25 protein-coding genes are annotated in these 21,850 nt (G+C 69.0%); 13 read left to right on the top strand and 12 right to left on the bottom strand.

Going from position 1 to position 21,850, the window contains the following annotated elements:
- Window positions 1-17: 17 nt before the first annotated feature.
- The gene (locus IFU11_RS10400) at window positions 18-983 is read right to left on the bottom strand and encodes a DMT family transporter (RefSeq protein ID WP_124767902.1); all 966 of its coding nucleotides are present in this window, start codon (window positions 981-983) and stop codon (window positions 18-20) included.
- A 157-nt stretch (window positions 984-1,140) separates the two neighbouring features.
- Entirely contained in the window at window positions 1,141-1,599 is a 459-nt protein-coding gene (locus IFU11_RS10395) for a MarR family winged helix-turn-helix transcriptional regulator (RefSeq protein ID WP_137242863.1), read from the bottom strand.
- Between the two features lie 174 nt (window positions 1,600-1,773).
- Here IFU11_RS10395 and IFU11_RS10390 point away from each other — a divergent pair, with 174 nt between their 5' ends.
- The 6 genes from IFU11_RS10390 (at window position 1,774) to IFU11_RS10365 (ending at window position 7,408) form a co-directional block, all read left to right on the top strand.
- Window positions 1,774-2,991, top strand: coding sequence for an MFS transporter (locus tag IFU11_RS10390; RefSeq protein ID WP_192018903.1), 1,218 nt, complete (start codon window positions 1,774-1,776; stop codon window positions 2,989-2,991).
- A gap of 208 nt (window positions 2,992-3,199) precedes the next feature.
- Complete coding sequence (locus tag IFU11_RS10385; RefSeq protein WP_192018902.1) at window positions 3,200-4,276, top strand: phosphotransferase family protein; 1,077 nt, start codon at window positions 3,200-3,202, stop codon at window positions 4,274-4,276.
- Window positions 4,277-4,714: 438 nt separating this feature from the next.
- A complete protein-coding gene (locus tag IFU11_RS10380) occupies window positions 4,715-6,403 on the top strand; it encodes an ABC-F family ATP-binding cassette domain-containing protein (RefSeq protein WP_192018901.1) in 1,689 nt (562 codons plus the stop codon).
- 39 nt (window positions 6,404-6,442) lie between these two features.
- A complete protein-coding gene (locus tag IFU11_RS10375; protein WP_137242867.1) occupies window positions 6,443-6,640 on the top strand; it encodes an antitoxin Phd in 198 nt (65 codons plus the stop codon).
- Window positions 6,637-7,029, top strand: coding sequence for a type II toxin-antitoxin system death-on-curing family toxin (locus tag IFU11_RS10370; RefSeq protein ID WP_137242868.1), 393 nt, complete (start codon window positions 6,637-6,639; stop codon window positions 7,027-7,029). Before IFU11_RS10375 ends, IFU11_RS10370 begins: the two co-directional genes overlap by 4 nt.
- 103 nt (window positions 7,030-7,132) lie before the next feature.
- Complete coding sequence (locus tag IFU11_RS10365; RefSeq protein ID WP_192018900.1) at window positions 7,133-7,408, top strand: hypothetical protein; 276 nt, start codon at window positions 7,133-7,135, stop codon at window positions 7,406-7,408.
- 18 nt (window positions 7,409-7,426) lie between these two features.
- Here IFU11_RS10365 and IFU11_RS10360 read toward each other — a convergent pair whose 3' ends face one another.
- From IFU11_RS10360 to IFU11_RS10345, 4 genes are all read right to left on the bottom strand, one after another.
- Window positions 7,427-8,380: a helix-turn-helix transcriptional regulator gene (locus tag IFU11_RS10360; protein ID WP_192018899.1), complete on the bottom strand. Its 954-nt coding sequence runs from the start codon at window positions 8,378-8,380 to the stop codon at window positions 7,427-7,429.
- A gap of 77 nt (window positions 8,381-8,457) precedes the next feature.
- A complete protein-coding gene (locus tag IFU11_RS10355; RefSeq protein ID WP_137242871.1) occupies window positions 8,458-8,829 on the bottom strand; it encodes a hypothetical protein in 372 nt (123 codons plus the stop codon).
- An 88-nt stretch (window positions 8,830-8,917) separates the two neighbouring features.
- Window positions 8,918-9,250, bottom strand: coding sequence for a DUF7882 family protein (locus tag IFU11_RS10350; protein WP_079706140.1), 333 nt, complete (start codon window positions 9,248-9,250; stop codon window positions 8,918-8,920).
- 142 nt (window positions 9,251-9,392) lie between these two features.
- On the bottom strand, window positions 9,393-10,949 hold the full coding sequence (locus tag IFU11_RS10345; RefSeq protein ID WP_124767894.1) for a deoxyguanosinetriphosphate triphosphohydrolase family protein: 1,557 nt from the start codon (window positions 10,947-10,949) through the stop codon (window positions 9,393-9,395).
- A 39-nt stretch (window positions 10,950-10,988) separates the two neighbouring features.
- Between IFU11_RS10345 and IFU11_RS10340 the strand changes: the two genes are divergently transcribed.
- Both IFU11_RS10340 and IFU11_RS10335 read left to right on the top strand, forming a co-directional pair.
- Window positions 10,989-11,570 (top strand): uracil-DNA glycosylase family protein, encoded by a 582-nt coding sequence (locus IFU11_RS10340; protein WP_124767893.1) that lies wholly within the window; start codon window positions 10,989-10,991, stop codon window positions 11,568-11,570.
- A 163-nt stretch (window positions 11,571-11,733) separates the two neighbouring features.
- Window positions 11,734-12,114, top strand: coding sequence for a hypothetical protein (locus IFU11_RS10335; protein WP_124767892.1), 381 nt, complete (start codon window positions 11,734-11,736; stop codon window positions 12,112-12,114).
- A 59-nt stretch (window positions 12,115-12,173) separates the two neighbouring features.
- On the opposite strand, the gene IFU11_RS10330 is transcribed toward IFU11_RS10335, so the two are convergent.
- Window positions 12,174-12,533, bottom strand: coding sequence for a VOC family protein (locus IFU11_RS10330; RefSeq protein WP_192018898.1), 360 nt, complete (start codon window positions 12,531-12,533; stop codon window positions 12,174-12,176).
- 194 nt (window positions 12,534-12,727) lie between these two features.
- On the opposite strand from IFU11_RS10330, the gene IFU11_RS10325 reads away from it, so the two are divergent.
- Together IFU11_RS10325 and IFU11_RS10320 are read left to right on the top strand one after the other, a co-directional pair.
- Window positions 12,728-13,180, top strand: coding sequence for an NUDIX hydrolase (locus IFU11_RS10325; protein ID WP_124767890.1), 453 nt, complete (start codon window positions 12,728-12,730; stop codon window positions 13,178-13,180).
- A 180-nt stretch (window positions 13,181-13,360) separates the two neighbouring features.
- A complete protein-coding gene (locus IFU11_RS10320; protein WP_192018897.1) occupies window positions 13,361-13,819 on the top strand; it encodes a putative immunity protein in 459 nt (152 codons plus the stop codon).
- A 288-nt stretch (window positions 13,820-14,107) separates the two neighbouring features.
- On the opposite strand, the gene IFU11_RS10310 is transcribed toward IFU11_RS10320, so the two are convergent.
- A complete protein-coding gene (locus tag IFU11_RS10310) occupies window positions 14,108-14,743 on the bottom strand; it encodes a TetR/AcrR family transcriptional regulator (protein WP_199862255.1) in 636 nt (211 codons plus the stop codon).
- Between the two features lie 63 nt (window positions 14,744-14,806).
- Between IFU11_RS10310 and IFU11_RS10305 the strand changes: the two genes are divergently transcribed.
- Window positions 14,807-15,535 (top strand): NAD(P)H-binding protein, encoded by a 729-nt coding sequence (locus tag IFU11_RS10305; RefSeq protein ID WP_192018896.1) that lies wholly within the window; start codon window positions 14,807-14,809, stop codon window positions 15,533-15,535.
- Here the strand turns inward: IFU11_RS10305 and IFU11_RS10300 are convergent.
- A complete protein-coding gene (locus IFU11_RS10300) occupies window positions 15,523-16,512 on the bottom strand; it encodes an aldo/keto reductase (RefSeq protein ID WP_192018997.1) in 990 nt (329 codons plus the stop codon). The genes IFU11_RS10305 and IFU11_RS10300 overlap by 13 nt on opposite strands.
- A gap of 135 nt (window positions 16,513-16,647) precedes the next feature.
- On the opposite strand from IFU11_RS10300, the gene IFU11_RS10295 reads away from it, so the two are divergent.
- On the top strand, window positions 16,648-17,310 hold the full coding sequence (locus IFU11_RS10295; RefSeq protein ID WP_192018895.1) for a GNAT family N-acetyltransferase: 663 nt from the start codon (window positions 16,648-16,650) through the stop codon (window positions 17,308-17,310).
- Window positions 17,311-17,327: 17 nt separating this feature from the next.
- Here the strand turns inward: IFU11_RS10295 and IFU11_RS10290 are convergent, their stop codons facing one another.
- The 3 genes from IFU11_RS10290 to IFU11_RS10280 all read right to left on the bottom strand — a co-directional run bounded on the left by IFU11_RS10290 (window position 17,328) and on the right by IFU11_RS10280 (window position 21,177).
- A complete protein-coding gene (locus IFU11_RS10290; protein ID WP_192018894.1) occupies window positions 17,328-18,986 on the bottom strand; it encodes a sensor histidine kinase in 1,659 nt (552 codons plus the stop codon).
- A gap of 177 nt (window positions 18,987-19,163) precedes the next feature.
- On the bottom strand, window positions 19,164-20,141 hold the full coding sequence (gene ctlX / locus IFU11_RS10285; RefSeq protein ID WP_192018893.1) for a citrulline utilization hydrolase CtlX: 978 nt from the start codon (window positions 20,139-20,141) through the stop codon (window positions 19,164-19,166).
- 7 nt (window positions 20,142-20,148) lie between these two features.
- Window positions 20,149-21,177 (bottom strand): ornithine cyclodeaminase, encoded by a 1,029-nt coding sequence (locus tag IFU11_RS10280; protein WP_192018892.1) that lies wholly within the window; start codon window positions 21,175-21,177, stop codon window positions 20,149-20,151.
- 162 nt (window positions 21,178-21,339) lie between these two features.
- Here IFU11_RS10280 and IFU11_RS10275 point away from each other — a divergent pair, with 162 nt between their 5' ends.
- Complete coding sequence (locus IFU11_RS10275) at window positions 21,340-21,771, top strand: Lrp/AsnC family transcriptional regulator (RefSeq protein ID WP_064293981.1); 432 nt, start codon at window positions 21,340-21,342, stop codon at window positions 21,769-21,771.
- Window positions 21,772-21,850 lie beyond the last annotated feature (79 nt).

The following is a 21,850-nucleotide window of genomic DNA, read 5'->3' as shown; positions in this document are numbered from 1 at the left end:
GCGGCCGTCCAGCCACCCTATGCCGAGAGTGGGGGCGTGCGCCGCCGGAGCCGGAGCCGGCCCTGGCTCACGAGGATGCCGAGCACGACGATCACGCCGCCGACCGGCTCGTTCCAGTGCAGGATCTCACCGAGCACGAGGATGCCGAGGACGACACCGACCAGGGGCGTGAGGTAGGTGACGGTCGACGCCGCCGTCGGGCCCCAGGAGTCGACGATCGTCGTCATCCAGATGTAGGCGACGCCGGTACCGAGTGCTCCCAGGGCGAGCATGCTGAGGACGACCGGGGCGTCGAGCGACACCGGCTGCATCGCGATGAACGGCGAGAGCACGAGCATGATGACGGCGGCGAGCGAAATCTCCACGGCCGAGATGACGACCGCGTCGTAGCTGTGGGTGCCGAGGACGAACTTCCGGAGGTAGACGAAGGCGATGCCGTAGCAGAGGGTCGCGCCGAGGCAGGCGAGCTGAGCCGGGATGGACTCGAGGATCGCCGGGTCGGCCAGGACGCGCCAGGGGCCGACGACGATCGCGACGCCGAGGGCGCCGACGAAGATGCCGAACACCTGCAGGCCGTTCAGCCGTTCCTTCGGGAGGAACACGGCGCCGACGGCGAGCGTCATGATCGGCGTGGTCGCGTTGAGGATGCTCGACAGGCCGGACGGCAGGAACTGTCCCGCCCAGGAGAACAGGAGGAACGGGGCGACGCAGAGGAAGACGGAGACGACGGCGAGGTGCGCCCAGAGCCGACGCTCTCGCGGCCAGCGGCGTCGGGTGACGAGCATGATGATGCAGAGCGTCAGGGCACCGAGCACCACGCGGGACAGGGCGACCTGCGCCGGAGCGAGCCCGGTCAGGCCGGTCTTCATGAAGAGGAAGCTGGCACCCCAGATGAGCGCGGCACCGAGATAGGCGCCCAGCACCCTGCCGGACCCTGGCGCGACGAGCGCGGTGACACGGGTGTTCGGTGCTGCGGCGCTCATCGTGCTCCCTCGAGTCGGACGACTCAGCATGGCATCACCCACCGACGCGCGCGTGCACCGTTCTGCGACGCGGACGTCCTTGTCTCAGGACTCCTCTGGCACGCCGCCCTGCTCCCCGGGCGACGCGCCGGAGTTCTCCTGAGAACGGTCCGGTCGGTCAGACGGTGGTGGCGACGGGCTCCAGCCGGTGGATCGCCTCCACGAGCGGCGCGAGTTCCGGGAGCGACTCGGCTGTGGTGAGCGACTCCTCGAGGGCGCGATCGTGCACCGGTCGGGCCTCCTCGAGCAGCGCCTTCCCGGCCGCCGTGAGCTCGGTGTAGACCCCTCGGCGATCGTCGGCGCACAGGACGCGGGTGAGGAGCGCGCGGTCCTCGAGGCGGTTGACGAGCCGGGTGGTGGCGCTCGGCGACAGGGCCGTCGCGCGGGCGAGCTGCTGCATGCGCATGTGCCAGCCGTCCTGGCGCCCCAGGGCGTCGAGCACGGTGTACTCGACCACGGAGAGCCGGGCCTCGGCCTGCAGCGCGCGTTCCAGATCGGACTCGATCGATCCGTACAGGGCGGCGAGCGTCCGCCACCCCTGCGCGCGGATCTCAACAGCGTCGTCGGCGATGCCCATCGGGACTCCTCGGTTCGAACATCGATCAATTGATTGCAGGCGCACATAGTTGCTTGCGCTATTACCTAGCGCATGCAACGATATCTATCGCGCGTCTGCAACTATCAGCGTACGCGTCCCGGCTGCAGGCCACCAGCACTCTCCCCACGACCCCCAGGAATCGCAGGAATCGTCATGCCACTCGGTCTCATCGCCCTCGCCCTCGGCGGCTTCGGCATCGGCCTCACGGAGTTCGTCATCATGGGGCTGTTGCCCGAGGTGGCGGCCGACTTCGGCGTCTCGGAGGCCGCAGCCGGCTGGCTCATCTCCGGCTACGCCCTGGCCGTCGTCGTCGGGGCGCTCGCCCTCACCGCGGCGGTCACCCGACTGCCGAAGAAGCCCGTCCTGCTGGCCCTGATGGTGCTCTTCGTCGTCGGCAACCTCGTCTCCGCACTCGCCGGCGACTACCAGATCATGCTCGCCGGCCGCATCCTCGCCGCCCTCAGCCACGGAGCGTTCTTCGGTATCGGCTCGGTCCTGGCGGCGGCGATGGTCCCCGCCCACAAACAGGCCGGCGCGATCGCGATCATGTTCACCGGCCTCACCGCGGCGAACGTGCTCGGCGTCCCGTTCGGCACGCTGCTCGGCCAGCACTTCGGCTGGCGCTCGACCTTCTGGGCCATCACGGTGATCGGGGTCGTCGCCTTCATCGGCATCCTGGCACTCGTGCCGAAGCCGAAGCGTGACGAAGCCCCGGCGTCGCTCCTCGCCGAGCTGCGCGCGTTCCGCTCCGGCCAGGTCTGGCTCTCGATCGCTGTCACGGTCCTCGGCTACGGCGGCATGTTCGGTGCGTTCACCTACATCGCGTACACGCTCACGGAGGTCAGCGGCTTCGCCTCGACCACGGTGCCGTGGCTCCTCATCCTCTTCGGCGTCGGGCTCCTGGTCGGCAACATCGTGGGTGGCAAGGCGGCCGACCGGAACATCGACCGGACGCTCATCGTCGTCATCGCGGTACTGACCGTGATCCTGGTCGCCTTCGCCGCGACCGCACAGTCGCCCGTCGCCACCGTGATCGCCCTCGTCCTCATGGGCGGCTTCGGATTCGCGACCGTCCCCGCGTTGCAGATGCGGGTCATGCGGTACGCGTCGGCCGCTCCCACGCTCGCCTCGGGAGCGAACATCGCCGCGTTCAACCTCGGCAACGCGCTCGGCGCCTGGTTCGGCGGCGTCACGATCACCGCCGGCCTCGGCTACACCTCGCCGATCTGGGCCGGTGCGGCCATCACCCTGCTCGGCCTGATCGTCATCATCGGTGCGGCCACCGCCGCGAAGCGCTCCCGCCGTCGTCCACAACTCCTGCAGGATGAGCCCACCGACGCCGCCCGCCAGGAGGTCCCGCACCCCGTGTGAGCCGCGCGCGACTCCAGCAGGAGTTGTGAACGCTCTGGGCTTCGCACCTCGACAAGCTCGGTGACCGGATGGGAGGCTCGGCAACGGGGCGGGGGGCTCGGTGACCGGGGTAGGGCGCTCGGTGACCGGGGTAGGGGCAGTCGGCGAGCGGGCCAGCGGCGAGCGGCGAGCGAAGGGCGAAGGGCGAAGGGCGCGCTACCGTGGGCGGATGAGCCGAACCCCTCGCCCCAGTGACACCATGATCGCGGTCGCCGAGCACTGGGCGGCCGAGCGACCGGCGATGCAGCCCGGCAGCCCGACCATCACGATGCTCGGAGCAGGCACGGCGAACGAGGTCGCAGCGGTCGAACTCGACGGCGGCGAGCGCGTCATCGTGAAGCTCTCCCCCGCGGACGCGGCCGGCCTCACCTACGAGCGGTCCCTCATGGCGACCGAGGCGCTCGCGCTCCGCATCCTCGGCCGTGCGGAGGTGCCGCAGCCGGAGATCGTCTTCGAGGCGACGCTCGACGGACGCGACGCGCTCGTGATGACCGAGCTCACCGGCCGGCCGGCGAACAGCACCGAGACCGTCCCCCTCGCCCGCGACGTCCTCGGCCGCACGCTCGCCCGTCTGCACGAGGCGGGTCGCACGCCGTTCCACGTGGAACCAGACGACGTCGACATCCCGGCGGAGGCCGCGTCCATCGATTCGGCGACCGGCCTCGCCGAGGGGAACCGATTCGGCTACCCCTTCCGCCCGGAGCTTCAGGCGGCCAGTGCCGCGGACGCCTACCGGCTCGTCGTGGAGGCCGTCCTCGCCGATGCCCTGCGGTTCGAGGTCGACCTCCCGGTCGCGGCGGACGAGATCCGACACCTGATCGACACCGCGCTGCCGGCCTTCGACAGCGTGACGGAGCCGACGCTCGTCCACTTCGACCTCTGGGAGGGCAACCTCCTCGTCATGCCCGAACACGGGGCGGAGGCCGCCCAACTGACCGGCGTCATCGACCATGAGCGCGCGCACTGGGCCGACCCCACCGCCGACCTCGTCTCCCTGGCGCTCTTCACCGACGTGCCGGAGACGGTCGCCGCCGACTCGGAACTCCTCCGCGCCTACCGCGAGACGTCCGGCCGCGAGCTCCTGCCCGATGAGGACGCCCGGACCCGCGCGCGCCTGTGGTCGCTGTACCTCGCGCTCGTCATGGTGGTCGAAGGCGTCCCGCGTGGCTACGAGGGCGACTGGTTCGACGAGCACGACGCGTCGGTGCGTACGTGGATCGGTGACATGGCGGCCTTGCTCGCCTGAGCCGCGCAACTCCCCCGGTCCCTGAGCCGACCTTCTCCGGTCCCTGAGCCGGCCTCCTCCGGTCCCTGAGCTTGTCGAAGGGCGGTCGTGGCACTTCGACAAGCTCAGTGACCGGGGTGGGGCTCAGTGACCGGGGTGGGGCTCAGTGACCGGGGTGGGGCTCAGTGACCGGGGTGGGGCTCAGTGACCGGGGTGGGGGCTCAGTGACCGGGTGGGGGCTCAGCGACCGGGTGGGGCTCAGCGACCGGGTGGGGGCTCAGTGACCGGAGTCGGGCTCAGTGAACGGGCAAGCTCAGTGACCGGGAGTTGTGCGCAGCGGCGGTTGCGCGCGGCCGTACCCGCGCGGCTAGACTGGTCGGCTCGCCAGGCGGTGGGCGGCCCGGCGCGAACCTGCGCGGGCCCGTTCGGGAGCGATCGGCTCCCTGGGGAGTGCGCACCATGGGCTACATCGACGTCAGCGACCTCAGCTACACGCTGAGCGACGGACGGACCCTGCTGGACGAGGTCTCGTTCCGCGTCGGCGAGGGGGCGATCGCAGCGCTCATCGGAGCGAACGGCGCCGGCAAGACGACGCTCCTGCGGATCATCCGCGGCGAACTCCTGCCCGACTCCGGGGTCGTCTCCATCGACGGCGGTCTCGGCGTGATGGACCAGTTCGTCGGTCGCGGCGACGACGACCGGACGGTCCGTGACCTCCTCGTCCAGGTCGCGCCTCCGCGGGTCCGTGCGGCGGCCGAGGCGGTCGACCGCGCCGAGCTGGCCCTCATGGAGGACGACGTCGAGGCGACGCAGATGGCCTACGCGACGACACTCGCCGAGTACGCCGACGCCGGCGGGTACGACCAGGAGGTGCTCTGGGACAGCTGCTGCGAGGCGGCACTCGGGGTGCCTTATGACCGCGCGCAGTGGCGGACGCTCGGAACGCTGTCCGGCGGCGAGCAGAAGCGGCTCGTCCTGGAAGCCCTGTTCCGCGGCCCCGAGCAGGTCCTCCTCCTCGACGAGCCCGACAACTCCCTCGACGTCCCGACGAAGCGCTGGCTCGAGGGCATGCTCGCCGAGACCCGCAAGACCGTCCTCCTCGTCTCGCACGACCGCGAGCTCCTGGCACAAGCGGCGACCCGCATCATCACCCTCGAGGTCGGCGCGGCCGGCAGCACGACGTGGACCCATGGCGCGAGCTTCCGCAGCTACCACGAGGCCCGCGACGCCCGCCTCGACCGACTCGACGAACTCCGCCGGCGCTGGGACGAGGACCGCGTGAAGCTCCGTGCACTCGTCCTGCGTCTGCGCGAGCAGGCCAAGTTCAACGACTCCATGGCATCCCGCTACCGCGCCGCGCAGACCCGACTCGCCAAGTTCGAGGAGGCCGGTCCGCCTGAGGAGCGGCCGAAGGACCAGCAGGTCACGATGCGCCTCCGCGGCGCACGCACGGGCCGACGCGCGATCGTCTGCACCGGGCTGGAACTGACCGGCCTCATGCAGCCGTTCGACGCGGAGATCTGGTTCGGCGAGCGCATCGGCGTCCTCGGTTCGAACGGTTCGGGCAAGTCGCACTTCCTCCGGCTGCTCGCCGGCGGTGGGACGGATCCCGATCCTGGCGCGGGGCACCTCGCCGCAGCGGGCGACGCGCTCGTCCCCGTCGAGCACGACGGCCATGCCAAGCTCGGCGCGCGCGTGCAGCCGGGGTGGTTCGCGCAGTCGCACCGGCACCCCGAACTCGTCGGCCGGACCCTGCTCGACATCCTGCACCGCGGGGACGAGCACCGGTCGGGTCTCCCCCGCGAGGCCGCCAGCCGCGTGCTGGACCGCTACGGGCTGGCGGGTGCGGCCGAGCAGTCGTTCGAATCCCTCTCGGGCGGACAGCAGGCGCGCCTGCAGATCCTCCTGCTCGAACTCTCCGGTGCCACACTGCTGCTGCTCGATGAGCCGACCGACAACCTCGACCTCGTCTCGGCGGAGGCGCTCGAGCAGGGCCTGGCGGGTTTCGAGGGCACCGTGATCGCGGTCACCCACGACCGCTGGTTCGCGCGCGGCTTCGACCGCTTCCTCGTCTTCGGCTCCGACGGCCGGGTGCAGGCCTCCGACGAGCCCGTCTGGGAGGAGACCCGCGTCGACCGCGCGCGATAGCGGGTACCAGTTCAGGTACCAACGAGCTATCATCGATCCATGCCGGCACTCAACGTGACCTTCACCGACGCGGAACTCGAGCAGCTCCGCGCATCCGCCTCAAGTACGGAGACCTCCCTGAAGGTGTTCGTGCACGATGCTGCATTGGCTGCGGCGAACGACCGGAAGCGGATGATCGCCCAGCTCGCGCAGGAGGTCGCGGCGACCTCGGCCGAGCTCAACGCGCGCCTCGCGTGACCGCGTACTTCCTCGACCGCGAGGATGTCCTCACGGCCAGCGCCGCCGCGCTCGGCCACCAGCCTGCCGTCCGGGATTTCGGACTTCTCGACGCTGCAGTCGCCCGGCCGCAGAGCACTGTTTTCGGACTCGACGCCTACCCGGACAACTTCCTCAAAGCGGCAGCCCTACTGCACTCCATAGCTCGCAATCATGCTTTCGTCGACGGAAACAAGCGCACTGCTTGGGCGTCTGCGTGGGTGTTCCTCGGCGTAAACGGCATCCGGCTCAGCCACGGTTTCGACGTGGATGCAGCGGAGGCGTTCATGAACAGCGTCGCCACAGGTGACGGGGAGCTCGCATTCGTCGCATCCGTGCTGCGCAGTTTCGCCGCCCAGGAGGAAGACTGAGGCGACACCCCCCTGCATGAGTCGCCGCCTTGGTCAACCCACCGCCATCCTCAGGACCGTTCCCTACGCTGGCATCAACAACCCGAGCTCGGAGGTGATGGTCATGCAGTACAGCATCGCCATCGGCCGTGCCACCTACGACATCGAACCGGGTGTCGATCTGCCTGCGCTCATGTCCGAGATCGAATCCGCCGTCCAAGCCGGTGGCCGATTCGTCCGGGTGCCGCTCTCCTCCGACCGGACCATCGACGTGCTCGCCAGCCCTGGCCTGCACATCACGGTGGAGTCGTTCGCGAACCGTGCCCTGGAGATCGTCCCCACGATCGAGACGGGAACCCTGTCCGGTCTCGACGAATACGACGAGTTCGGCGAGTTCTGACCCGACCGTCCTCGACGGCTACGAACCGAGCGTCGTGCTCGGATACTCGCCGAAGCGGTTGGTGTACGAGGCGGAGAAGCGTCCGAGGTGGGCGAACCCCCATCGGTTGGCGATCTCGGCGACCGTGGCACGCCCTGGGTCGGCTTTGCGAAGCTCCTCCTGCACCCGGTCGAGTCGGACGCGTCTGAGGTAGTCGATCGCCGTGATGTCGTGCTCCTTGCGGAAGGCACTCTGCAGACTGCGCTGACTCATGCCGGTCGCCTCCGCCACGTCCTCGGTGCGGATGGGGAGGTGCGCGTTGGCGATCATGAACTCGACGGCGGCGCGGGTCTTCCCGCCGTTCGGTACCCCGATCTCGACCGGTGCGTGGAGCGCGGTGTGCGGGAAGGTCTCCAGGAGCGCGACCGCCGCCGCACGGTTCACCTCGGCCCGCAGGAGCGCTGGACTCGTGTCGTCATAGATGACCCGGGCGACGGACGTCACCGAAGCGGCCCACCGGCGGAGCTGCTCACCGGTCGGTCGGGCTGTCGTGTCGAAGAGGATCGGGCCGCTCGTACCCTCCACCTCGCCGGCCACCCGCTCGAGGAAGCTCCCGTCGAAGTGCATGAGGTTCTGCCGGTAGTCCGTGAAGTCGAATTCGGCGAGCCGGTTGTTCGCGAACATGGCCGGCTGCCCATGGACGAGACGCACCGGGTCGCCGGCGAGGTCGGTGGCTCCACTACCCGCGGTCAACCACGAGACGATGTACTCGCCCTGTGTCAGGACCGTACCCGTGACATGGCCGTCGAACTGGGTGCCGCGCAGGGTCAATTCGTCGTCGCCGATGGCGGTGTACCGGAAGGTGAACTCCGATTCCGTGGGCTCGATGACCATCTCGCCGGCGTTGTACGCACCGGCGAACAGGTCGCGGGCCTCATCGACGTCGCGACCTGCGACCTCGGACCGCTCGGCGGGTCCCGTGTGTTCGCTCATCGCTCATAGAATCTCACGACGGTGCCGAACTGTCACCCTCGACGGGGGCGTCCGGACGTGGAGCAGTCCACTCGATGTCAGGCGGTCCCTTGCAGGAAGCCGTGCTCCGCGCCCAGGACGTCGGTCATCGCGGACGACGTGATGCTGGCGAAGCGCGGCAGGATCGTCGTCTCGTGGACGGCGGTCGGCCGCTCGGACCAGACGGTCACGACGATCAGTCCACCCTCGGCGCGGAGCGACCACGCGACGATGTGCCGGGTGAGGACGCGGACGGTGTCGCCGTCGACGTCCAGCGCGATGGCTACACGGCTGAGTGACAGGCCGCCACCCGACTCGGCGCTGACGTGTGAGGTCTCGAAGACGATGTCGGTGCGGTCGAGCAGTCGGCCCGTCGTGCGCGCATCATCCAGGTCGAGGAAGTCGGGCGCGCTCGGAGACCAGGTCGTCACGGTCCCACCCCCAACTGGTGTTTCACAGATGCCCGACGGCCGGAGCTCGTCGTTGCGTTGATCGATCCGCCGAAGCGGACGCTCGGACCTAGGCCGCGGACTCGACGCGTTTTGCGGCGCCGGCTGCCGGCTCAGGGACGACACGCATGCCCTTGGCGCTGTTGGCCTGCTCGAGGAGCGCGGCCAACCACTCACGGTTGAGCTCAGGGGCGCGGCTGCCGTAGAAGGAGAACTGGAGGGGGATCATCGGGTTCAGCCAGAGCGACTGACGTCCGGTCCCACGGCCGGGGACGGCTTCGAGGTGGAACGCGAAGCTCTCGTTGCGTCGGAACTTGGTGAAGATGACCGTCTGCAGGTGAGCGAGCAGTCGGTCTTCGATCTCGTGCGGGGTCGGAGGGGTTCCGTAGAGGAGGTTTCCCATGAGGCGCGCCATCCGTTCTGTTTCGGTTCCGGGCTGGTTCCCGGCGCCGTTGATAACGCTAGATGTTCTAGCGATCCCCCGCTCTGACCTATCCGAAATGCGTCGGGTATCGCCCAGAACCGGGTCGGCGTTCAGGCTGCGCTCAGCTGCCGAAGGCCCAGGCCTCGCGGTCCCCGCGCAGTCTGGCGGCGAGCGCCGTCGCCTGTTCGTCGGTCAGCGACGCGACGTAGTCGAGGATGCCGCGCGCCCGACCGAGGCGCCCCAGGGCGCGTGGGTCGCTCTGCGGGCGGCCACTGTCGGACTCGGGGTCTGCCGGGAGCCAGTCGGGGTTGTCCGCCCGGAGTCGGAAGTAGCCGTCGGTGGCGAGTTCGACGAAGTCGAGGAGCTTCTGCGGGGCGCGCGGGCCGTCACGGGGGTCATCGAGCCAGCTGTCCAGTTCGGTGACGAGCACGTCGAGCACCCGCGACTGGCCTCGCTGGTAGGTGGCGAAGTCCGGCCGGTCGATGACGAACCGGGTGTGGACGAATTTCAGCACGGTGACGTCGTGCCACGCCTCGGGCAGGAGCGACACGTGCCCGGAGCGCACGTTCGGCTCCTCGACGACGAGGACGGAGCGCTGGAGGCGACCGATCCAGGACGACACGAACGATTCGATGGCGCGTTCGGTTCGGCTGGAACCGTCGAAGGGCACGGCGAGGAGTCCTTCGACGAGTTCGGTGGCGACCCGCTGGACCGACGCCCGGAAGTGTTCGTCGCTGGCGATCCACGGGTCGCGTGAGACGATCCGCCGGCGCAACAGCTCGAGCGAGTGGCCGGGTGCGCGGTTCCAGAGTTCGTCGGCGTCGAGCGCGGCGAGGGTGTGCTGATCGCGGAGGAAGGTGCGGAACTCGACCGCCACCGCCGCCTGCTGCAGGACGCCGGCCCGGTAGAAGTCGTCGAGGTCGTGCAGGGAGTAGGCGATGTCGTCGGCGACGTCCATCACGGAGCACTCGACGGTCTGCTGCCAGGGCGCGATCGCGGTGAATGCGCTGCGGGCGTCGAGCATGTCGTCGAGGTCGAGCGTGTACGCGGAGAACTTCGGCGGCGCGGTCTCCCAGCGGCTGGCGGTTGACCCGCGAGGCATGCGGGTGGGGTCTGCCGGGTCGAGGTCGGGGCGGTGGATGGTGCGGCCCCAGGGGTACTTGAGCACTGCGGCGCGGGAAGCGGCCGTGAGGTTGAGGCCCTCCTTCACCGTCTCGCACACGTCGAGTGCGGAGAGGATGCGGAACGACTGCGCGTTGCCCTCGAAGCCCTCCGCGAGGCCGAGCCGCTCACGTGCCAGGCGGTCGAGGACCTGCTCACCGAGGTGGCCGAACGGTGGGTGGCCGAGGTCGTGGGCGGAGGCGGCGGCCTGCACCACGACCGGGTCGCAGCCGCCGAGTCGCTCGACGATGGCGTTCTGCTCGGGATCGGTCGTGGTGAGCTGCATGGCGATCGCGCGCGCGACCGCGGTCACCTTGATCGAGTGCGTGAGCCGGTTGTGGACGACCTGACCGACGCCGGAGGGCGAGACGACCTGCGTCACCGCGGACAACCGCGCGAAGTAGGGGGAGAACCGGATGCGCTCGAGGTCGACGCGGTACTCGGGGTACTCCTCGCCGGTCGCGAACCGGTCCACCGGCTCGGGGATGAGTCGCCGTCGCCGCTGGTCGTCGTCCATCCCCTCACTGTATTGCGCGGCGGGTGGGAGACTGCAGGGATGCATCCGATCGATCGACTCCGAGCCGAGGTCGCCGCGCACGAGTCGAACGCTTGGGCCCACGAGCTCGGCTGGAAACCGCTCTTCGTCGCCTCTCCGGAGGCCCGCGTGCTCATCATCAGTCAGGCGCCTGGTCGTCTGGCGCAGGAGTCGGGCATCCCGTGGAACGACCCGAGCGGCGTCCTCCTCCGCTCCTGGATGGGTGTGACGCCCGAGGAGTTTTACGACCCGGCGAACGTCGCGATCATCCCGATGGACTTCTACTTCCCGGGCAAGGGGGCGAGCGGCGACCTGCCGCCGCGCCGCGACTTCGCGCCGCGCTGGCATCCACGCCTGCTCGAGCAGCTGACCGAGGTGCGCCTGACGATCCTCATCGGCGCCTACGCCCAGCGCGCCTACCTCGGACCGCGGGCCGGTCGCACCCTGACGGAGAACGTCCGTGCCGCGGAGACCCACCTCCCGCTCTTCCCGATCGTGCACCCGTCGCCGCTCGCGCGCGGCTGGCGCAGCAAGAACCCCTGGTTCCAGGAGGAGACGGTTCCCCTGCTGGCCGCGCGGGTGCGGGCGGCGCTCACGACGTGACGAATAGGCTGATGAGGATGCCGGCACGCCGGCGTCTGATCGAAGGGACGGGGGGCACGTCGTGAGCGATGAACCGAGCGCTGGCGACGGACTGCGGCCGCCGGCCGAACCGCTGTCAGGGCCGAGCTCAGCCAGGGAGCCTGCCGCGTCGGCCGCTGGATCCGTGTCAGCCGCCGACCCTGGAGCAGCCGACCAGGACGGACCGGTCACCGGACGAGCGTCCGGCGTCGGCATCACGCTGCTCCTGTTCGGGCTGCTGGTGGTGAGCTGGCTCGTCCAGCTGTCCTTCGCCCTGCAGGGCGGGTTCGGGCCACCCGAGGACCGGCTGAGCGACGGCGGCTTGCTCGGCGGGTTCATGCTCGGCGCCGCGATCGCGATCGGTTCGCCCATCGTCGTGCTCATCCTGCAGGCGCGGGTCCACAAGCGGACGCCTCGGCACTCGATCGTCGCCGTCATCGGCGCAGTCGTCGTGCTCATCATCGCCGTGCCGATCAACGCCGTGGTGGTGGGCCTCCAGGCCGTGAGCGTCGTCAGCGGCAGCTAGGCGCTCGTCGCCGCGGATATGGGAGCGCATTCGCGGGGGGGGTGAGGTAGACGAGGCCTCTATTCGGGGACTTCCCAGAGTTCGATCGGGAGTCCCTCGGGGTCGTGGATGCGGACGAATCGGCCGTATTCCGTCTCCCACTCAGTTCGACGCTCGACGTCGATCCCGGCTCCCTCGAGATGCGCCGTCAGGGCGTCCAAGTCGCTCACGCGAAGGTTGAGCATGAAGGGCTGGTCGTGAGCGAACGACTCGCTCCTCCCCGCAACAGGCGCGAAGACGGTCATGCCGGCCTCCTGCATCCAGACGGCGTCTTCGCCCTCTGCGCCGGCTTCGATGCCGAGATGCTCGCGGTACCACGCCGCGCGCGCCGACGGGTCATGACTGCGGAAGAACAACCCGCCGATGCCGAGAACGCCCATGGGGTGAGCTTATCGACGCGAGGAACTCCGCGACCCCGACGCAGATTCGAGATCGGTGCTGCGGGACATCAGGACATACGGTGCACGTCCGCTGTCGTCCGTGATGGTCGATCGCGGCTCGAACCAAGTGATATCCGGAATCGTCTACGGGCGAGCATGTTGATCTCCGCTCAGCGGCATAGGGTTTGACGACCATGAGCCACTTCTCCGTTATTCCCGCGTCGTATGTCTTCCTGCGCCGCGATCAATCAGTCCTGTTGCAACGACGGCAGAACACCGGCTACATGGACGACTGTTGGTCAGCGGGTGCCGCCGGCCATGTGGAGTTTGGTGAAACTGCGGCGTCTGCCGCAATCCGCGAGGCGAGAGAAGAACTTGGCGTCCAGGTGGCACCTGAGGCGCTATCGGCCGTGGCTGTCATGCAGAGAACCGATGGCACAGCGAACCCGATGGAACAGCGCGTCGACTGGTTCTTCGTCTGCGACGTCTGGGGTGGCGAACCACTGATCCGAGAACCAATCAAGTGCGCAGAACTGTCGTGGTTTCGCCTCGACGATCTACCGCTCAACCTACCCGCTCACGAGCGGCTCGCACTGGACGCCTTGCGCGAGGGGCGCGGGTCAGCGGTCCTCACGTTCGGGTTCTGACCACCCGTCAGCGCGACTGTCCGGCCTTCCACCTGTTTCATAACGTGTCAAACAGTGGTGCGTTGAACGGTTGAGACCACCATGATTTCCGGGCCACTTCCATTACGTAAGCGCGTGCCCTCTCGACACAACCTGCGGCGGGCCGATCTTTCCACGCTTGATCCCTGAGACGATCGAGGCGTGAGCGAAGAGACGAAACCGAAGTGGGCGAACCCTGAGCCGGCGATCCATCACGCGATCGCACTGTGGGCGGCGAGCTGCGCAGAACGCGCTTTGCCGATCTTCGAGCAACAGCGCCCCGGTGACGATCGACCACGCGCAGCGATCGCGGCACTCCGAGCTTGGGAACGCGGTGAACTTCCGATGACGGCGTGCCGCACCGCTGCGTTCGCAGCACATGCGGCCGCACGCGACGCGACCGAAACAGGAGCATTCGCCGCCGTCGCCGCTGCTCGTGCAGCCGGTCAGGCATGCGCGGTAGCCCACATGTTCGACCACGCTCCGCACGCTGCGACCTACGCCGCGAAAGCCGTGGGCCTCAACGGAGACGATCAGGCCGCTCAGAAAGCTGAGCGTGCCTGGCAGTGGGAGAACCTGGCACCCGAGCTGCGCCCGATCGGCTTCCCCAGGGGGCTGTGACCGAACCCGTCTCCGGGAAGGCATCCGAAGGCCGCGACAGCGAAGAGGCCGTTGTCGCACCGAGCCCGAGCGGCTCGCCGCGAGTCGCTCTTACAGACCGGCGATTTCAGCCGATCGCACGACGAAGTACACGAGGATGGCGACGAATGCCACGACGAGGACGGCGGCGGTCCAGAACATCACGATGCGAAGCCGTCGTATCTGTGGAGATTCGCCGGGTCGATTCCAGGGTGCGCGAGCCATGGAGCAACCATAGCGGGGGGCGGCCCACGCTGAGCAAGCCGCCGCTCAGGTGCCGAGCTCTCGAGTCGCATCGGTAACGGCCGAGGCGGACGCGACGGCCCGAACCACCGCTGCGAGGGTCGCGCAGGCCTGAGCTGTTGAGAGCGACCCGGACATAACACTTCGGGCGAGGGCGTCCCCGGCGCCGGGGATGGCACTCAACGGCGCCGGGTCGAATGCGCCTGTCCAGGGTTCCAGCGCCTCGCGACAGATCTCGAGATACGCCAGCTCCGCCTCGGATCGGAGGGCATTCAACGTCGTCGATCCGCGAAGTGCGGACACGACGGCTGCAAGCTCCATCCCTTCCGCGATGCAGCAGCCGATGTAGGCCTCGGCGACCAAGTCCGCGACGGCGGTGAGATCCTGCGGTGCACCCGCGAGCACCGCGACCAGGGCGTCTCGCTGATGCGACTCAAAGGCCCGGTAGACCTCGGACAGCAATCCCGACAGATCACCGAAGTGGTCATAGGCCACAGGCTTCGTCACGCCGGCGTGCGCAGCCACCCGCGCCAGCGTGACGTCCGCGAGGTCATGCGTGCGGAGGAGGTCGCGGAACGCATCGAGTAACTGCGCGTGGCGCGCGTCCCACGAGAGGCGACGTCTCGGTGCCGACCTCAGGCTGTCGTCCGTAGTGGGTTCCATCCCCCGATACTATCTACTCTTAGTAAGTTACTATCGGTAGGTAATGGATCGAGAGGATCACCCATGACGTCACGAGACACCATCGCCGCGACCGAGAGCTCGACCGCGGGTGCTTCAGTCGCGCCCGCAACGCGCGTCTTCATCCTCGGGATCACGGGCAGGGTCGGCCGACTCCTCGCGACCAGGCTCCGCACCAAAGGGGCCATCGTCTCAGGCCTCACGAGGTCGTCGCTGCCGGATCCCGCCCTCGAAGCCGAGGGAGCGACGACCGTCACCGGCGAGCTCGGGGTCGCCACCACGGAGGAGATCACGGCGATGATCTCGGACTGGGACGTCATCGTCTTCGCGGCGGGGTCGAACGCCGGAGCCCAGAGCGTGACGGACGACATCGACGACGCGGCTCTGCAGCGTGTGTCGGAAGCGATCGCTGCGTCACCGGGGAAGCGCCTCATCCTGCTGTCCGTCCTGCCGGAGGCCTGGCGCGAACGGCAGCTGAGTGACGACGAGGAACACTACTTCGCCGTCAAGAAGCGAGCAGAGGTCGCACTCACCCGCCAGCCGATCGACTGGGTCATCCTCCGCCCGTCCCTGCTGACCGACGATCCGGGCCAGGGAACGGTCGCCCTGGGGCCCGCCGAGCTCCATGACGAGATCACCCGCGAGGATGTGGCCGCCGTCCTCGAGGCACTCATTCTCGAGCCGACCATCAGCCGGCGAATCCTCGAACTGAACACCGGGCCGACCGCCATCACCGAGGCGGTCGGCCGCATCGCACGTGTCTACCAGGCGTAGGCCTCCGGGGCCTGGCCACCGGGGCCGGGGAAGAGCTCGTCGAGGGCGGTGAGGTCGTCGGCGCTCAGTTCGATGTCGACTGCTGCGACCGCGGACTCCAGCTGCTCGATCGTGCGCGGTCCGATGATCGGGCCGGTGACGCCGGGCTGGTGCAGGAGCCACGCGAGACCGAGGGACGCCGAGGTCCAGCCGCGCTCGGCCGCGAAGCGGTCGTAGGCGTCGAGCTGGTCCTGCTGCTTGGCTCGAGCCTCGGTGATGCGAGACTCGCCCGATCGCGCGCGCTTGTCGGAGGAGCCGCCGCTCAGCAGCCCACCGGACAGCGGTGACCAGGGCAGGATGCCGAGCCCGTAGTGCTGCGCGGCAGGGATCACCTCGAGTTCGATCGAGCGCTGCGCGAGGTTGTAGAGCGACTGCTCGCTCACGAGGCCGAGGAAGTGTCGCTGTGATGCGACCTCGTTCGCCTGCGCGATGTTCCAGGCGGCGAAGTTCGAGCTGCCCGCGTAGACGACCTCGCCGCGCGCGACGAGCACCTCCATGGCCTGCCACAGCTCCTGCCAGGAGATGTGCCGGTCGATGTGGTGGAACTGGTACAGGTCGATCCGGTCCGTCTGCAGTCGTTCCAGGGAGGCGATCGCCTCACGACGGACCTGCCAGGCCGACGCGCCACGCGCGTTCACGACGTCCGAGCCGTCGTCGTTCGGGGCGACCATGGGCGAGTGGACCTTCGTCGCCAGGACGATGTCGTCACGGACGCCGGGGCGGGCTGCGAACCAGCGGCCGATGATCTCCTCCGTCGCTCCGCGACCGGCGCTGCCGCCGTAGGCGTTCGCCGTGTCGAAGAAGTTGACGCCGAGGTCGAACGCCCGGTCCATGATCGCGAACGAGTCCTCCTCGCTAGTCCGGTCGCCGAAGTTCATCGTGCCGAGCACGATCCGGGAGACCGTCGTCCCCGTGCGGCCGAGGTGCGTGTACTTCATCGTGGAGCCCTTCTCATCGTCGAACCGGGCCGCGATCCCGCGGCGCGTCGAGTGTGTCACGGAAGCCGCCCGCTACACCCCCGGCTCGACAGGGCGGCCTCGACCGGCTACAGCCCGAGGCGATACCGTGGCCTGATGCTCAGCCTCACCGACGTCTGGCCGCTCTTCGGCCTGGAGATCCGCACGCCGAGACTCGTCCTGCGCCTCGTGCGCGACGAGGACCTCCCCGGATTGATCGAGGCCGCCCTCGCCGGCGTCCACGACCCCGCCGTCATGCCGTTCTCCACGCCGTGGACCGACCAGCCGCGCGAACAACTCATCCGCGAGACTGCACGGCACCTCTGGACCCAGCGTGCGGGAGCGACGCCGTCGTCCTGGACGCTCAACCTCGCGATCCTCCTGGACGGGACGCCGATCGGTCTGCAGGACATCGGCGCCCGCGACTTCGCCGTCACGCGGACGGTCGGGAGCGGTTCCTGGTTGACGCAGGCACAGCAGGGCAAGGGGCTCGGCATCGAGATGCGGGCGGGCATGCTCCAGTTCGCCTTCGACCACCTCGACGCGCAGGTCGCGGTGTCGGACGCGGCCGTCTGGAACGGCGCATCGCTGGGCGTCTCGCGTCGACTCGGCTATCGGGACAACGGCCTGCAACGCTTCATCGGGCGGCCAGGTGAGCTCGTCGAGTCGCAGAGCCTCCGGCTGCACCGCGACGAGTTCGTGCGACCCGACTGGACCGCCGAGGTCACCGGACTCGATGCGGCACGGTCGGCGCTCCTCGGCGAGCCGTCAGCAGACTGACGGCGCGAGCGTCCGCGTCATCGTGACGGGATGACCGACGGCTCCAGCGGCAGGACGAGGGTCGCGACGGTCGCACCGGGGGCGCTGGCCGTAGCGGGCGTGCTCCGCAGGGTCACGGAACCGCCGTGCGCGTCGGCGATCGCCCGCGCCGCCGGCAGGCCGAGCCCCACTCCCTGCACCGCCTGGTCCCGGGCGTACTCCGCCCGGTAGAACTTGTCGAAGGCCTGACGGAGTTCGTCGGCGCTCATCCCGACGCCCGTGTCGCTGACGGTCACCGCGGCGTGCCCGGCGCCCGGCTCGACGACCACGTCGACCGTCCCATCGGCCGGCGTGAACTTCACGGCGTTGGCGACGAGCTCGGTGATCGCACGGTGGACCTGCTCGGGATCCGCAGACACGACCGCCGCCGCATCGGCGTGCAGCCGGACGACCGGCCCCGAGACTCCCGCCGTCGCCGTCTCGATCGCGAGCGCGGCGACGTCCGTGAGGTCGATACGGCTCGGCTCGATCTGGACCGTCGAGTCAGATGCGGTCAACAGTTCCTGAACCCGCCGCTCCAGCTCGACCGCGTTGCGCTGGACGACCCGAAGCGCCGGGAGCAGACCGGGGGCGTCGACCTCGGCGTCGTCCATGATCAGTTCGAGGTAGCCGTGGATGGAGGTGAGCGGCGTGCGCAGCTCGTGGGACACCGTCGTGAGGAACGCCTCACGGACGTTGATCGCGTTCGCGAGTTCGGTGACGTCGTGGGCGACGATGACCGTTCCCAGGTGCGTGTCGCCATTGCGCATGACCCGCGTGGAGCTGGCGAGGATCGCACGCTGTTGCCCGGCCTCCCCCACCCATTCGAGATGGTTCGAGAGCAGCTCGCCCCGCAGCGCCCTGGGGATGATCTGCTCGTCGAACGGGATGGGTGTCCGACGATCGGCTTGGAGGACGTGTTCCCCGGCGTACGGCGGGGTGTCCAGCCGGAACCCGACGGCGGCGACCATGTCGGCAGCGTGCGCGTTCGCCACGCCCAGGGTGCCGTCCGCCGTGTAGAAGGCCACGCCCGCGTCCACCGTCTCGAGGATCGACTCGGCGAGCGCCTCCGCGTCGAGCGCCCTGGCGAGCGAGCGTTCGAGCTGCGCGGCCTGCTCCTGGATGGCGTGCCGGCTCCGTCGCAGTTGGCGGGCTCCGATGTTCACGGCGACCGCGATACCGATGGTGAGCATGGGCAGCAGTGCGACGTTGAGCCAGTCCACGGCGGTCTCCGGCGTGCGAGCCCGGAGGACGTAGGGAGCACTGCTGATGAACAGGGTTCCCGCCACAGCCAGGATGATCATCCGCGGGGTGAACCCGAACGCCAACCACAACACGGGGAAGATGCAGAGCAGGCTCGCGCCCGGAGTCACGCTGATGAGCTCGAGCCGGATGCTCGCGACGGCGAGGAGGTCGAGGACGGCGATGGCGGCCATCGCGTGCGTCGGCCAGCGTTCCCACGGCAGGACAGCTGCGAGGAGGGTGCTGATCGCCGCGAGAGCGGTGCCCGAGAGGACGGCGACCGTGAAGAACCGCTCGGGCAGGACGATCGCGACGAGGATCGCGACGATGCCGAAGGCGATCGCGAACGGGAGCTGTGCACGGGCGAACACCCGGAGTCGGCCGCGTCGAGAGGCTTCATGTTCCAACAGCGGCATGATCGCCCACTCTCTCCAGCTCGGTCAGAGAGGACGTCGGCCGGATTCTACGTCGATCAGCTGATCGACGTCAATCTAACCCATGCGCACGCGGACAGCCATCGTCGCAGGCCTGGAGCGCCGAGGCACCGCGTCCCGCGGACAGATTTGCGTTAATCGGATCACCGATCGGCGGAATCAGGAGCGGGCGAGCTGAGGGGTCCGTGCCGGATCGGAAGCCGTCGCCGCAGGCCGACGGTCCAGGTGGATCCCCGCGATCATGCAGCGGACGGAACCCCCGGCGAGCTCGATGGTCGGGACGTCCAACGGCAGGATCCGACAGCTGCGCTCGATGACCGCCAACTGTTCCGCCCGCAGGCTCTGGACGGCGCGACTCGAGATCGCGAGGAGGCGTTCCCCCGTCGCCGACCGCAGCTCGATCGCGTTGCCGGCGAAGTCGCAGACCTGCCCGTAGTCGAGGTCGACGATCGTCCGCCCGTGGGCCGTGAGCCGCTCGATCACCTGGTCGCGGCGCGCCGACGAGGCGATCAGGTCGAGACCGACGAGCGCGAATTCGGTCGCCACGCCCATCATGACGTTGGTGTGGTAGATCGGGACCCCGTGCGGGTCGACGGCGTCGAAGACGAGCGGCTCGTAGCCGAAGTTGGTGCAGAACCGCTCGAGGGCGATCGGGTCGGCACGGTGGGATCGCGCGACGAACGCCACCCGGGCCGCGTGGTCGAGCACCATCGCACCGGTGCCCTCGAGGAACACGTCGTCGAGCTCCAGCCCCGAGTAGTCGATGACGTCCTGCACGCGGTACTCGCGCTTCAGCATCTCGACGATGTCCCACCGGCGCTCGCGTCGGCGGTTCACCGCGTACATCGGATAGACCGCCAGGTGCCCGCCCGCATGGGTGGACAGCCAGTTGTTGGGGAAGACGCTGTCGGGGCGGTCCGGGTCCTCATCGTCGAACAGGTGGACGCGGACGCCCGCCGCATCGAGCGCCTGCGCCACGGCGGTGACCTCGTCGAAGGCCGCGTGAGCCACCCCGGCCACGGACGCCGACGGGACGCCGTCCGCGACCTGGAAGACGTTGTCGGCCGCGGTCAGCGGGTTCGGCGTGAACCGGTGCGGCCGGATGAGCACCACGGCCGACGGCGCCTGCACGGACATGTCGGACTCAGCCGACGGGAGAGAGCGCGCCGACGAGTCCGAAGAGGTCCTTCGGGTCGTCAGGGGCGGCGACGAGGTCGATCTCCTCGAAGTACTCGCTGCCGTCGACGGAGTCGCGGAGGAAGCGCAGCGCGGTGAAGTCCTCGATCGCGAAACCGACGGAGTCGAAGAGCGTGATCTGCTCCCGCGAGCTGCGGCCGGGGACGGCACCCGTGAGGACCTGCCAGAACTCGATCACCGGGAAGTCGGGAGCCATCTGCTGGATCTCGCCCTCGATGCGGGTCTGCGGCGGGAACTCGACGAAGACGTCGGCGCGATCGAGGATCGACGCCTCGAGCTCCGTCTTGCCGGGGCAGTCGCCACCGATGGCGTTGAGGTGCATGCCGGGCTCGACCAGGTCGTTCGTGAGCACGGTCGCGAGCGCCTTGTCGGCCGTGCAGGTCGTGACGACGTCTGCGCCCGCCACGGCGTCGGCGGCACTCGTCCCGATGACGACCTCGAATCCGAGCGGCTCCAGGTTGCGCGCGAACTTGTCCATCGCGAGCGGGTCGACGTCCCAGATCCGGACGGTGTTGATCCCGAGGGCGGCCCGCATGCCGAGGGCCTGGAACTCGGCCTGGCTGCCCGCGCCGATGAGGGCATGGACGCTCGAGTCGGGACGGGCGAGGTGCTTCGCGACCATGCCCGACGTCGCGGCGGTCCGGAGGGCCGTGAGGAGCGTCATCTCGGCGAGGAAGGTGGGGTAGCCGTTGTGCACGTCGGCGAGGACGCCGAACGCCGTGACCGTCTGGTAGCCCCGGGCCGGGTTGGAGGGGTGACCGTTCACGTACTTGAAGGCGTAGGTCTCGTGGTCGCTCGTCGGCATGAGCTCGATGACGCCGAAGGGCGTGTGACTGGCGACACGCGGGCTCTTGTCGAACGAGGGCCAGCGGCGGAAGTCGGCCTCGAGGTAGCCGATCATGCCGGCGATGATGCGCTCAGGACCTCGGTCGGCCGTCCAGCGGACCATGTTGCGGACATCGACGAAACGCGTCATGACGTTCCCTTCCAGACGAGTTCGGGCTCGGAGCCGACCGGAGCAGACCACTCGCGGTTGCTTCGAGCCTAGGTTTCGACGATCTGCACTTTCTATTCCAGAGATGCGCGATTTGTGCACAGGTTATGCACAATGTGAGTAACTGCGTTGTACATTGTGTGCATGGCTGCGCTGGACGATCTGGACCGGAGGCTGTTGGCTGCGCTCCGAGCCGACGGCCGTGCGTCGGTCGCGAGCCTGGCCCGGTCGCTCGACGTCGCCCGGGCGACCGTGAACAGCCGTCTGGAGCGACTCATCTCCTCCGGCACGGTGGTCGGGTTCTCGGTCCGGGTGCGTGACGAACTCGACCCCGGCACCATCCGCGCGATCGCGTTCATCGAGGTCGAGGGTCGCACCACCGACCACGTCATCCGCCAGCTCCGCGGCTTCCCGGAGATCAGCGCACTCCACACCACGAACGGCGGGTGGGATCTCGTCGCGGAACTCCGCACCGAGACGCTGACCGACTTCGACCGCGTGCTCGGCGGGATCCGACGCATCGAGGGCGTCGTCAACAGCGAGACGAGCCTCCTGCTGAGTTCCGTCCTGCGCTGACGTCCCGGTCGCGGCGCTTCAGCCCCGGCCCCTGAGCTGAAACCCGGTCCCTGAGCTGAAACCCGGTCCCTAAGCTGAA

Source organism: Plantibacter sp. CFBP 8804 (assembly GCF_014841225.1).
Lineage (GTDB): Bacteria > Actinomycetota > Actinomycetes > Actinomycetales > Microbacteriaceae > Plantibacter > Plantibacter auratus.
The sequence above is the reverse complement of the archived record's forward strand: the minus strand, read 5'-3'. Positions and strand labels throughout refer to the sequence as shown.

Excerpts from the sequence above, each read along its gene's own strand:
- IFU11_RS10305 (WP_192018896.1), top strand. The coding sequence starts at position 14,807 with ATGACGTCACGAGACACCATCGCCGCGACCGAGAGCTCGACCGCGGGT.
- IFU11_RS10330 (WP_192018898.1), bottom strand. The coding sequence starts at position 12,533 with ATGGGCGTTCTCGGCATCGGCGGGTTGTTCTTCCGCAGTCATGACCCG.
- IFU11_RS10395 (WP_137242863.1), bottom strand. The coding sequence starts at position 1,599 with ATGGGCATCGCCGACGACGCTGTTGAGATCCGCGCGCAGGGGTGGCGG.
- IFU11_RS10340 (WP_124767893.1), top strand. The coding sequence starts at position 10,989 with ATGCATCCGATCGATCGACTCCGAGCCGAGGTCGCCGCGCACGAGTCG.
- IFU11_RS10290 (WP_192018894.1), bottom strand. The coding sequence starts at position 18,986 with ATGCCGCTGTTGGAACATGAAGCCTCTCGACGCGGCCGACTCCGGGTG.
- IFU11_RS10325 (WP_124767890.1), top strand. The coding sequence starts at position 12,728 with ATGAGCCACTTCTCCGTTATTCCCGCGTCGTATGTCTTCCTGCGCCGC.
- IFU11_RS10275 (WP_064293981.1), top strand. The coding sequence starts at position 21,340 with ATGGCTGCGCTGGACGATCTGGACCGGAGGCTGTTGGCTGCGCTCCGA.
- ctlX (WP_192018893.1), bottom strand. The coding sequence starts at position 20,141 with ATGTCCGTGCAGGCGCCGTCGGCCGTGGTGCTCATCCGGCCGCACCGG.
- IFU11_RS10345 (WP_124767894.1), bottom strand. The coding sequence starts at position 10,949 with ATGGACGACGACCAGCGGCGACGGCGACTCATCCCCGAGCCGGTGGAC.
- IFU11_RS10365 (WP_192018900.1), top strand. The coding sequence starts at position 7,133 with ATGCAGTACAGCATCGCCATCGGCCGTGCCACCTACGACATCGAACCG.
- IFU11_RS10350 (WP_079706140.1), bottom strand. The coding sequence starts at position 9,250 with ATGGGAAACCTCCTCTACGGAACCCCTCCGACCCCGCACGAGATCGAA.
- IFU11_RS10360 (WP_192018899.1), bottom strand. The coding sequence starts at position 8,380 with ATGAGCGAACACACGGGACCCGCCGAGCGGTCCGAGGTCGCAGGTCGC.
- IFU11_RS10280 (WP_192018892.1), bottom strand. The coding sequence starts at position 21,177 with ATGACGCGTTTCGTCGATGTCCGCAACATGGTCCGCTGGACGGCCGAC.
- IFU11_RS10390 (WP_192018903.1), top strand. The coding sequence starts at position 1,774 with ATGCCACTCGGTCTCATCGCCCTCGCCCTCGGCGGCTTCGGCATCGGC.
- IFU11_RS10310 (WP_199862255.1), bottom strand. The coding sequence starts at position 14,743 with ATGGAACCCACTACGGACGACAGCCTGAGGTCGGCACCGAGACGTCGC.
- IFU11_RS10300 (WP_192018997.1), bottom strand. The coding sequence starts at position 16,512 with ATGAAGTACACGCACCTCGGCCGCACGGGGACGACGGTCTCCCGGATC.
- IFU11_RS10295 (WP_192018895.1), top strand. The coding sequence starts at position 16,648 with ATGCTCAGCCTCACCGACGTCTGGCCGCTCTTCGGCCTGGAGATCCGC.
- IFU11_RS10400 (WP_124767902.1), bottom strand. The coding sequence starts at position 983 with ATGAGCGCCGCAGCACCGAACACCCGTGTCACCGCGCTCGTCGCGCCA.
- IFU11_RS10385 (WP_192018902.1), top strand. The coding sequence starts at position 3,200 with ATGAGCCGAACCCCTCGCCCCAGTGACACCATGATCGCGGTCGCCGAG.
- IFU11_RS10375 (WP_137242867.1), top strand. The coding sequence starts at position 6,443 with ATGCCGGCACTCAACGTGACCTTCACCGACGCGGAACTCGAGCAGCTC.
- IFU11_RS10380 (WP_192018901.1), top strand. The coding sequence starts at position 4,715 with ATGGGCTACATCGACGTCAGCGACCTCAGCTACACGCTGAGCGACGGA.